We start from the raw sequence: 11041 nt of genomic DNA on the forward strand, positions 1-11041 counted from the left end.
TCCGCTCGTGAAAGTCCGCTTCGCGGTAGGATTGCGGCTCAAAATGGACAAGCACGTAGGCATCCGTACCCCGGAAGCGGGTAGCCAGCAGCAGATCCAGCTCCCTGGATTCGCCGCCCACCACATCCACCAGCAGCTCCTGCTGCAGGAAACGGGTTTCCCGGTGGTCCAATTGTTCAGCCACCTCCGGTAAAAACAGCTCCAAAAACTCGGCAAAAAAGGTCTGCAGGAGCTTTTTCAAAGCTTCGTCATGGGATGGGGAACGATTTCGCTTCATGTTGGCANAGCTTCGTCATGGGATGGGGAACGATTTCGCTTCATGTTGGCACCCTCTTTCTGTTCTCAAACAAACACAAAAGCGCCGACTGCTCCCCTTAATGAGGAACAATCGGCGCATGCTTTGCGTCCGCAACCTTATATATGCCATTAGCATAACATGACTGGCAGCGCCCGTCCATAGCTAAGGCAGAATCAAATCCTCCAGCTTCCGTTTGGGCACATGATGGACACCCTGCTCGTCCCGCCAATACTTCACATTCTTCGGATCGGCAAGCTCCTCCAGCACAACCGTTTCCTTCGGCTTGCCCAGTGCCATAACCAGAAGAATCTCATACTGCTCGGGAATATTCAGGGCCTGAGCCAGCCCCTTGCGGTCGATGGCCCCGAACATGCAGCCGCCGAAGCCCTTCTCCACCGCTCCCAGCAGAATGCTCTGGCATGCCAGGCCATGATCCCAGGACGGATTGGAGCTGATATTCTTATCCAGCAGCATGACGATATATGCAGAGGGACGTTCCCCCTCCGCCGGTCCCGGCCAGTCCCGGAGATAACCCGCCCAGCGCAAATGGGGAAAAATCAGCCCGTTCTTCTCTTTGTCCGCGGAAAGAATATATTTCAGCGGCTGCAGATTCCCTCCCGACGAGGTATGCCGGGCCAGATCAATCCAAGCCTTCAGCTGTTCTTCAGCAATGGGCGTATCCTCATAAAACCGGCGGTACGTCCTGTTCCTCAGGATCAATTCCTCAATCATGCCGTTCACGCTCCTCTTCCTCCGGCGCCGGATTCTCCCGGCATTCCTTGCAGGTGCCGTAAATTTCAAACCGGTGCCCGCTGATCTGAAAGCCCTCCGGCCCTTCCCCCAGATGCGTCATCGGACAGAAATCCATGGAAAAGGTCTTCTCGCATTGGGTGCAGATCAAATGGTGATGATGATGATGCTGGCAATTGGCCTTGAATTTCAAGCCGCCCTCCAAAAAATAAAACTGCTCCAGAACGCCCATTTCGCTTAAGATGCGCAAATTGCGGTACACCGTGTCAAAGCTGACCCCGGGATACTTCTGGCGCATGGATTCATACACATCCTTGGGCGTAAGATAACCGCTGGCCTCGGCAAACAGCTGGGCCAGGCTCTTGCGCTGCTCTGTCACGCGGAGACCGCCTGTACTCATCTTCCGCAGCATTTCTTCCGTTGTTATGGATTCGGACATCGCTATCCCCCGTTGCGTCGCTTCCTTCTTCCTTCTAATAGTGAAGGAAAACGCAAGAAACGTCAAGGTTGAGGGGAAATTTCCGCAACCGCGCCAAAAAACCTCCGGAGGACATCCGGAGGTTTGCTCTCTTGGAGAGGCTTGCGGCGCATTTAACTAAAGCGCTGCCGGCGCGGCGGGCTTCAGTACGCTGACCTGGTATGTATCATGGCTTGAGGCGATGATGTAATCAGGCCGGCCTTGCTTTGCACTTTGGCGGTGGCCCTGGATATGGACGTCGCTTTTCTCCCATCCCTTCCAGGCTTCCTCCGACTCCCAGCGGACCATGACCACCACCTGCTCCTCGCCGTGGCGGGCCCGCTTTACCATCACGCTGAGATCCACAAAACCCGGCATCTGCTCCACCGCGCCAGGTTTGCCGAACCGCTCGGCAACCGTTTGGGCGAAACCTTCCTTGACCGTAATGGTCTTCATTTCTACGAACATGCGCGCACCCCTTACCCTGATTATTAACCCCGAAGCGCTTGTGCGAAGCTTTTGCCGAAGGCCACACATTTTTCCTTGTCAGCCTTGCCGGGGGTCAGCTCCACCTTCAAGCCCTCCTGGACAACCTCTGCGCCGCGGTCCTTCAGCTTAGCGATCAGAATGTCCACGGCTACCCCGTATTCGGAGTAAGAGGAGTCGCAGGAGCCGAACACAGCCGCTTTTTTGCCGGTCAAATCCACACTGTCCAGATCGTCGAAATAATCCAGGAATTCATCCGGCAATTCGCCGTCGCCCCAAGTATATGCTCCCAGCACAATGCCGTCGTACCCGGCCAGATCGGAGGCCTTCACATCATCCACCCGTTCCACAACAGGCTCGAAGCCTTCCTCCTTAATGCCCTTCACAATCTGAATCGCCATATCCTCCGTGTTACCTGTCATGCTGGCATAAACCACCGCAATACCGCTCATCGTCTCGACCTCCAGAAGGAATGTACATCTTGTTATGATAATGATATTCATTATCATTATAGGTGTCAATCCTTATTTTTTGCAAAAAAATAGCACAGACCAAGGAAAGTTCCCTGATCCGTGCCATTTGGCCGTTGCCCTAATTATCCCAGGAAGGAGGACAGCATCCAAACATGCTTCTCCAAAGAAGTATGAATCGCCAGCAGCAGGTCGCCGGTAGTTTCGTCATCGGCTTCCTCGGCCACCTTCATGCCTGCCTTCAGCTCGGCGATGACAGTTTCAAAGTCGGCGATGATGGCGGCAACTTGCTCAGTTGCAGTTTCCGTGCCCTTGGCTTCCTTGACGGAAGCAGTGGCCAGATAATCGCTCAAGGTTGCCAGCGGCTTGCCCTTGATGGCCAGCACACGCTCAGCCAGATCGTCAATATGAAGCGCCGCTTCGTTGTAAAGCTCTTCAAATTTCAGGTGCAGGGTGAAAAATTGGGTGCCCTTCACATACCAGTGAAAGTTGTGCAGCTTTACGAACAGAACTCCCCAGTTGGCGATCTGTTTGTTCAGTACCGAAGTCAATTCCACACTCATTCGATTATCCTCCTTGTTATATGTATTCCTATCCATTTTAAAGCATATCTCCTCTCAATAGATATTACAAATTACCAACTTTTTTCATAGTTTCACAGCAAAAAAAAGCGGCTTTACAGCCGCTTTCATTTGACAAAGCTTAATTATACAGTACAGCGGTCCGGTCATAATCCCAGAAGGGGTATCTGGCGGTAATGCCGGTTTCCCCTATCAGCCTGATTTTTACCCCGTCGCCCACCTCCATACCCTTGATGGGGAGATTCACATATTCCCCCGCCTTCACCGGAAGGGTTATGACGCTTTCGGGAAGAGGCTGCAAGGAGACGATGGTCCGCTCCTGGCTTAGGCTTGACCAATACAGGTTCACATAATGCTGGGAGTTGTAGCGGTTCAGGAAGGAAAGCTCAATCTGGTAGGGTTCTCCCGCCTTCAGGTTGATGGCCGCTCCCACCGGCCCGCCTACGTTGATTTCCTGCCCGTTGATCTTAAGCTTGGTTTCATTCAGATTGTCGCTGTGAGCGGTGAAGGAATAACGCTCCGTATACTTCGGCACAATCGTCCCCGTCCATTTCCAGGAACCGATGCCGGAGGGTGTCAGATTGCTTAAGGAATCCAGCACGTTCTGCCCGCTTTGCTTGCCGAATTTCACATCGGCATATACGGTTTCCGTAACCGTTCCCGCAGTGCGTGCCGGATACTGCCCATAGGTCACCTCAACCACGCCGCTCACATTGCTGAAGAATCCCAGTTGGGCTCCGTCCGCGGTTTTGGCAAGCATGGGAGCGCTGATCAGCGGTCCCTGCTTGGCCTCCTCGATGATCAGGAAGCGGGGATAGTCCGCCGCCTTCACCTTGACCACCATGGAATTGGCATCCGCCCGCAGGAGCTGCGCCGGGACGGCTTGGTCCGTCATCGGATCATAGGCGGAAATCTTGGCGCCCTGACCAGCCACATTGGCCAGGCTGATCTCGTATTCCTGCTCCGGCATTTGATAGCGCGCCGGGTCCAGAGGCCCTTTGGTTTCGTCATAGGAGCGGGTAATGTCGCGGGTCATGACGTAATACGCCAAAGCGAATTTATTATCGGCCAGCTGATACGGCAGAATGGCGAAGTCATCCCGGTTGTACCGGCTGGGATGCTCCGCGGTCCCGTCGCCGGCAAACACCAGCTGCGGCTTGTATTCCGTCAGCCTGGTCACCGACAGCGGACGGGCCGTATCAATGGGCTGGCCGGTTTTCATCAGATTGGCGATATTCTTCAGCACCGCTATTTGCGGACCGATCTTGGAGCGGACAGCATCGTTTAGCTGGTAGTTATTCTTCTTCAGCTCTTCGAAGAAGCCCTCCGGCAGAATGCCGAAGCAATTGTCCTGGTTGCGGATATTATAGGCGGTAATGGTTTCAACACCCTTGTGGGCATAGAAGGTATACAGGCGGGACAGCGCCTTGGCCCCGGTTTCCATCATCACGTTGGACAGCTGCTGGTCCGCGGCGGCGACCTTGGACTGCTCCATGAGCTTTTGGGCGAAGGGCAGCCGGTAATAGTTGGTTTCCGTCATCCACAGCTCCGCCGTTTTGCCGTTGCCGGGGCTGGCATAGCGGAAGTGGTCCTGCCACGGTCCGGGGAACGGAGTCAGGTCACGGATCATGGATTCGGTGGTATACAGATACGTCCATTCCTCTGGCATGGTCATGACATGATTGGGGATAAAATAGCTGCCCGGTATGGATTCATTGATATTGGCGGGTTTGCGAACCCCATCCAGCCGTCCCAGGGCGTTGTAATAGATTTTGCTGGACGACGTATACGATGAGGCGGAGCCCGGACCGATAATGGATTTTACCGGATCGTAGCCGGTGTAATAATGGCGGCTGTAACCCGCCTGATTGGGCCAGATGCTGGTTCCGTTATCGTGGGGCCGCTGGTTGGAGAAGCCGCTGATCACCCGGACCCCCGGCAATCCGTTGGCCGGATCGGAGACAAAATCGGCAGTGATGGGCAACAGAACCTCGATGCCGGTGACGGATTTGCCGTCCTTGCTGTAGGTCATCTCCTGGGCGAAGCCCCGCTTCGGCTCGTAATAGTTGTCCATGTACATGTAGTGGTAGCCGAAGGTATATTCGTTGTACACCTCAAAATCAAAACCGGCATCGGGCTGGCCGGCGGTGCCCAAATCCTCCCGGACAATCTCGGCCACCGTCTTGATGTACCGGAGCCAGCCGTCCAGGGTCTCCCGGGAGGCGGGATTGGGGGTGCCATCCTTAAACACCGGACCGGAAAAAGGCTGGTACTTCAGCTTCACCAGGGAAATCGCCCCTTTGGGCACGTCATTGGGGAGAGGAGCGGATAAGGTGCATTGGCCTGTGGCTGCATCCACGGCAGTAATAATCGGGAACATGGCCGGCCCCATTCCTTTTAGACCGGTGTATAGGGGCTTGATGCCCGCCGTTTTATCCAAATAGATGACCCGGTCGCCCTTGGCTGCCTTTTGGGTAACGGCCGTTTTCACCTCCACGTTGGGGCTCGGCATACCCGAGTTCATGTTCAGGAGAATAAGGGGACGGATATGATTGTTCCTCAATGCCGTCAACTGGGCCCGGAAGGCTTCCCGGTAAACGGCCTTAATCTTGGTTTCGTCATTGTAATCCAGATTGGACCAGCCAATCTCCAGGCGGGCGGAGGTAATGCCGGCTTCAGCCATAACCGCTGCCGTAGCCGCTGCCTCCTCCTGCTTGATATTGTTGAACACGACGCCTACAGTGTCCAGATAACGGCGGCTGTCCCAGGTATCCATATAGCTTCTCCAGGGGACGGTGAAATAGGAACGAATGCCGAAGGGGATTTCCTGCTGAAACGGGTCGATGTAAGCTCCTTCCAATGTGGCCTTGTCCGTTACCCCATCCCAGCTTCCTTGGATTCCGGGCGTTACGGTTCCGGCGGCTTTGGCGACAGGCTGAAACGGTGTGCCCAACAAAGCCAACAGGACAACTGCGATGATCAGGCGTCTTTTGCTCAAATGAATACCCTCCTGGAGATGAACATGATCTGTGTCGATTTAGTGTCGAATCTTGATGAATTATGAGGGATTCGATCTGTTCTTGTCGAACACAAGCCTATTATATCCTTTCCATGAAATGCAAAAAAAGAGACGCCGGGACCATTTCCCGGCCATCTCTTCTCTCTCGTTAAGCCCACTTTCATAACGAAGGGGCTGTTCATTATAACATCCGAATTTATCCCAAAAAGGACTTCAGCATCCACACATGCTTCTCCAAGGCGGTATGCATTCCAATGAACATATCCACGGTGCTCTCATCCCCGGCCGCTTCCGCAGCCTTGATGCCTTCCTGCAGCTCCCCGATCACCGTCCCAAAATCGGCCGTAAGCGCTTGGACCATCGCTTCCGCGTTTTCATTGCCCGCCGCTTCCTTGACCGTGGAATGGGCCAGATAGTCCTTCATGGTGGACAGCGGCTTGCCGCCGATAGCCAGCACTCTTTCCGCCAGATCGTCGATGTATTGGGCCGCCTCGCCATACAGCTCCTCGAACTTGGCATGAAGGGTGAAGAACTGCCCCCCTTTGACGAACCAGTGGTAATGATGAAGCTTGATATAAAGGACGCTCCAGTTGGAAATTTGCTTATTCAATGCTTCCGTTACGCTGACGACTGTTTGTTGTGCCATATGGGCCTCCTGTATGGATTTGGCTTTTTGCGTTCTCACCTAATGAGAATGCCCCTGTCTCCGGGTTCTATGCACAGCCATTGCATTTGACTGGGAATATCGGTATATTTGTCCTATCCACTGCATATACATCTTGATCAAAAGGATAGAGAAATCCCAAAGGAGAGCATATCCATGGCTGCTTCCCTCTTAAGCCTGTCTACCTTCTCGTTTTTGCTGGTGACCTTATTTACTCCCGTCCTGATCTGGGGCTTGCGGACGCTGCGGCTGACCCAGCCGATCCGTGCGGAGCTTCCCCCCGACCACCAGGCCAAACGGGGAACGCCTCTGATGGCAGGCATGATCCTCCTGGTGGGGGTGGCGGTTTCCATCAGCTTCTACCCGCGGCCGCTGGTGATTTTCCTGGGCGGCACTTTCCTGTTGTTCAGCCTGATCGGATTTGCCGACGATTTCAAAAAAGCCGCTTTCCAGGACCCCAACGGCATCTCCGGGAAAACCAAGCTGGTGTTCCAATTCGCCTTTACTACGGCGCTTTTGTATCTGCTGCTGAGGTTCTTCAACGCCAGTCCGGAGCTGAATCTGACCAGGACGATATCCATTGGATTTCCCCTGCTGCTTTACCTGGGCGTCATGATGCTGTTTATCGTCGGAACCGCCAACGCCATCAATTTCACCGACGGGCTGGACGGTCTCTTGATTAATGTTTCCATTCCCACATACTTCTTTTTCTTCCTGATTTCCGACCATACGGAGGTGAAGATGTTCTCCCTGGTCATGATCGGATGCCTCCTGGGCCTTCTGATCTACAACCTTTACCCGGCAAGGGCCTTTATGGGAGACACCGGCTCCCTTGCCATCGGCGGCTCCTTATCCTTTCTGGCCGTTCTGGAAAAGGTGGAAATCCTGATTCCCGTTCTGTTCTCCGTGTATCTGGCGGAGCAGATTTCGGTCATCCTTCAGGTCTGGTATTACAAAAAAACCAAGCTGCGCCTCTTCCGCATGGCGCCGGTCCACTATCACTTCAGCCTGAAATACGGATGGTCGGAAAATAAGATCGTCATGGTGTTCGGCTTCATCTCCTGGGCCTCCGCCTTCCTGAGCTGGCTGTACTGGTATGTTTTCCTGCATTAACAAAAATGGGCACCGCGCAAAAAAAGAGGCTGAACCTGGAGCAATCCGGTTTCCGCCTCTTTTTGCGTTTTATTATTCCGTTTCCCATACGATGGTGCCGGTCAGGGACAGATCATAGCCGCGGATCAGGGACAGCTCGTTCTTAAACGCCTCGGAACGGAGGATGCCCAGGACCGTCTCGATCCATTCCAGATTGGCCGGCTTCTTGATCATCACCAGATCATACCGCTCCCGGATCAATGGGACAAAATCCACGTTGACCATCGCTGCGGCTTTTTCAATCCCCACTCCGGCATCGGCTTGTCCGGCGGCCACCTTGCCGGCCACGCCCAGATGGCTGGATTCCTCGGTTTCATACCCCGTCAGCGCGTAACGGGAAATCCCCTTCAGGCGCAGCTGCTCGTCCAGCAGCACACGGGCGCCTGAGCCCTTCTCCCGGTTGACAATCCGCACATCGGAACGGTTCAGATCCTCCCAGGTTGCAATTCCCTTGGGATTGCCCTTGGCTACATACAGACCGGCGTTCCGGTAGGCAATGTTGACCACCACGTAAGAATAGCCCATAAGCAGTCTGCGGATATAAGGAATATTGTATTCCCCCGTATCCCCGTCAAACAGATGGGTGCTGACGATATCCGCTTCCCCGTGGTACATGGACACTAGACTGTCCATACTGCCTACAAAGGAACGGAGCGGCCTTACGCTCCTGTTCTGCTTTTCGATATATTTGGCCAGAATATCCAGAATGGTATCCTGCCCGGTAATGACCAAGGGCTTTACCGCAGAGCTTAAGCCTGGAGCCGGCGCCATCACCATGGGGGAAACAGCCGCCAGGTGGGGGGCTTCCTCCGCTGGAGAAACGGCTGCGGCCGGACGGACCCGGCCGCCCTTGGCTCTGGACTTGTACGCCTCCAGATCGGAGGCGTCCACGCGCATCTGCTTGCCGACACGGTAGGACGGCAGCTCGCCCTTTTTGATCAAATCATAAACAGTAAGCTTGGAGACCCGAAGCAGCTTCGCAATCTCCTCTGTCGTATAAGACATCTCTTCTGACATAAACAACCTCCGGCCGGATTCTCCTTTCATCTTACTCTGTTGTGGCTAATTTTTCAATTGCCCCTGCCTGATGGGGAGCTTCCGGGAAACCGCCCGGGATAAATCATGGATGCCGTGGAAAAATAACTACGGCTCCTTGGCGGTTCTCAAGGAAGTACGCATATGCAGGAGGAGGGCAAGCCATGAAACAAGTCACCCTGAGTATTCTGGCGGCTATGCTGCTCATCTTCGGCACTGTGCTGCGGCTGGAGCTGACCGACTGGAACCGGAGCCGCCAAATGGCTGCCACCGGAGTCAGGCTCACGCCTGCGGAGGTCTTTGTGGACCGGGAAATCCGCAGCCGTTTCCCGCTGGAAACCAACATCGGACTGCCGGACGGCCATACAGCCGCCAGACTCTCCGCCGCCGCTTACGCTCCGCTTCCGGCAGGTTATGCCCGCTTCCTCACCCTCTGCTACCGTCTGTTCGGCTCCGCGGCTGAACCCCCTATGCTTGCCGTTCAAATTCTGCAAAACGGTATGAATGCCCTATCGCTGCTTCTGCTGATGGCTGTGATTCGCCTATTGGTGAACCAGCCTTGGCTGGCTCTGGCAGCAGGAAGCCTGTACTACCTTCATCCGGCTATTATCCAATCCTCATCCGGCTTCAACAGCGAATCCCTGTACACCTGCATGACGATTCTTCTGGTATACTGTGCGGTGTCGTTTTTTGCCAATGAACAGGCCACTCCCAGGCGGTCCATCGCCTATGGCTGCGGATTGGGCGTAGGCATGGCCCTTCATCCTTTTCTGGTGGCATACGGGTTTTTGTTCGCCTCGGTTGCGGGGATGCAATGTTATTTGACCAGCCGCAGGTTCCTGCAATATGCCCTTATGGTGGCGGTTTGTACGGCTGTGCTTTGCGCCGCGTGGCTTTAACCGGATGGGCTGCCGCTGATTGAGGCTCGGCATGGCTTCAAATTTTCAGGCAAGGCGATTATAATGAGAGCAGCGGACAGGGCTTAAGAGGCCAGGTTGATCCGTCCGGCTGACCCTGTAAGCCAATGCCATGACAGAACGGAGAATAACTATGCGGCTATACATAATCCGCCATGCGGACCCCGATTATCCCAACAATACCATTACCCCGGAAGGGCATCTGGAGGCGCAGGCGCTGGCCAAACGTCTGGCGTCCCATGGCCTGGACCGGATCTACGCCTCCCCTATGGGCAGAGCTCAGGATACCATGCGGTACACGGCCGAGGCTTTGGGAATGACCCACGAGGTGGAGGAGTGGACCCAGGAGCTTAGTCTGAAGCTGGAGGAAACTCCCTATGGCCGGCTGTCCCATTGGGACCTGCCCGGAGAAGTGATCCGCTCCGGCGAACGGATGCCCACCGCCGAGAACTGGCATGAAATCTCCTATTACCAAGGCACCCCCAGCCGGGAAACCTTTGAAAAGCTGCAAGCCTTCTCCGACGAGTTCCTGAAGCGTCAAGGCTTTGAGCGGGTAGGCGGACGTTATCGGATACTGAAGAAAACCCAAGACCGGGTGGCCGTTTTCTGCCACGGGGGATTCGGGCTGACCTGGCTGGCCCATCTGCTGGAGATTCCTCTGTCTCTGGTGTGGGCAGGATTCTGGATGCCGCCCAGTTCGGTGACCACCATTCTGTTCGACGAACGCTCCCAGGAATGGGCCACCCCCCGCTGCATCGGCTTCGGCGACGTCTCCCATCTCTACGAAGCGGGGCTGCCGGTACGGCCGCGGGGGATTATCGCCAACTTTGATTGATATGCATGGCGGTCGGGACACAATCAGCGTCCCGGCCGTTTTGGCAGATGGGCGACTGTCCCCTGAGCGTTTAGGCCGCTGGGACCTTCGAGTGCTCCGCCTCTTCGTTGCGTATTCGGATACTCCGATCACTTCGGACACTCTGCTCTTCCCCGTTGCGTAGTCCGGATACTCCACCCTCCTTCGTGACGGAACTGAGGAGACCTTATGGCGGTAAAATACGGTTTTTGAGCTGGTAACGGAACTATTTAACCCTTACACGGGGCAAATTGAGCTTCAGTGAGCCTTTCCCTCCCCATAAGCGTCGCGGAGTTCCGCTGATATGAACGAAACCTGTCAAGCGCCGCTGTCGCACCTTCGTTTTTGGCATGCTCCAA

General features: G+C 55.0%; 11 protein-coding genes and 1 pseudogene. 3 read left to right on the forward strand and 9 right to left on the reverse strand.

Features of this window, described 5'->3' with window-relative positions; genetic code table 11:
- The 8 genes and pseudogenes from DQG13_RS29910 to DQG13_RS29945 form a co-directional block, all read right to left on the reverse strand.
- A pseudogene (locus tag DQG13_RS29910) lies at positions 1-277 on the reverse strand (Rpn family recombination-promoting nuclease/putative transposase); the annotation flags it as partial.
- Positions 278-460: 183 nt separating this feature from the next.
- A complete protein-coding gene (locus DQG13_RS29915; RefSeq protein ID WP_113023860.1) occupies positions 461-1030 on the reverse strand; it encodes a nitroreductase family protein in 570 nt (189 codons plus the stop codon).
- The gene (locus DQG13_RS29920) at positions 1023-1487 is read right to left on the reverse strand and encodes a Fur family transcriptional regulator (RefSeq protein WP_113023861.1); all 465 of its coding nucleotides are present in this window, start codon (positions 1485-1487) and stop codon (positions 1023-1025) included. Before DQG13_RS29920 ends, DQG13_RS29915 begins: the two co-directional genes overlap by 8 nt.
- 156 nt (positions 1488-1643) lie before the next feature.
- Positions 1644-1973 carry an antibiotic biosynthesis monooxygenase family protein gene (locus DQG13_RS29925; protein ID WP_113023862.1) on the reverse strand — a complete coding sequence of 110 codons (330 nt, stop codon included), beginning with the start codon at positions 1971-1973 and terminating at the stop codon, positions 1644-1646.
- A 23-nt stretch (positions 1974-1996) separates the two neighbouring features.
- The gene (locus DQG13_RS29930; RefSeq protein ID WP_113023863.1) at positions 1997-2443 is read right to left on the reverse strand and encodes a flavodoxin; all 447 of its coding nucleotides are present in this window, start codon (positions 2441-2443) and stop codon (positions 1997-1999) included.
- Between the two features lie 143 nt (positions 2444-2586).
- Positions 2587-3024, reverse strand: coding sequence for a Dps family protein (locus DQG13_RS29935; RefSeq protein WP_113023864.1), 438 nt, complete (start codon positions 3022-3024; stop codon positions 2587-2589).
- Positions 3025-3163: 139 nt separating this feature from the next.
- Entirely contained in the window at positions 3164-6040 is a 2877-nt protein-coding gene (locus tag DQG13_RS29940) for a PA14 domain-containing protein (protein WP_113023865.1), read from the reverse strand.
- A 217-nt stretch (positions 6041-6257) separates the two neighbouring features.
- Positions 6258-6707, reverse strand: a complete 450-nt coding sequence (locus DQG13_RS29945; RefSeq protein WP_113023866.1) for a Dps family protein — start codon at positions 6705-6707, stop codon at positions 6258-6260.
- A 174-nt stretch (positions 6708-6881) separates the two neighbouring features.
- Between DQG13_RS29945 and mraY the strand changes: the two genes are divergently transcribed.
- Complete coding sequence (gene mraY / locus DQG13_RS29950; protein ID WP_113023867.1) at positions 6882-7838, forward strand: phospho-N-acetylmuramoyl-pentapeptide-transferase; 957 nt, start codon at positions 6882-6884, stop codon at positions 7836-7838.
- Positions 7839-7910: 72 nt separating this feature from the next.
- Here mraY and DQG13_RS29955 read toward each other — a convergent pair whose 3' ends face one another.
- Entirely contained in the window at positions 7911-8894 is a 984-nt protein-coding gene (locus tag DQG13_RS29955) for a helix-turn-helix transcriptional regulator (RefSeq protein ID WP_113023868.1), read from the reverse strand.
- Positions 8895-9076: 182 nt separating this feature from the next.
- On the opposite strand from DQG13_RS29955, the gene DQG13_RS29960 reads away from it, so the two are divergent.
- On the forward strand, positions 9077-9811 hold the full coding sequence (locus DQG13_RS29960) for a glycosyltransferase family 39 protein (protein ID WP_113023869.1): 735 nt from the start codon (positions 9077-9079) through the stop codon (positions 9809-9811).
- Between the two features lie 151 nt (positions 9812-9962).
- On the forward strand, positions 9963-10664 hold the full coding sequence (locus DQG13_RS29965; protein ID WP_113023870.1) for a histidine phosphatase family protein: 702 nt from the start codon (positions 9963-9965) through the stop codon (positions 10662-10664).
- Positions 10665-11041 lie beyond the last annotated feature (377 nt).

This window comes from Paenibacillus sp. YN15 (assembly GCF_003285005.1).
Lineage (GTDB): Bacteria > Bacillota > Bacilli > Paenibacillales > NBRC-103111 > Paenibacillus_AR.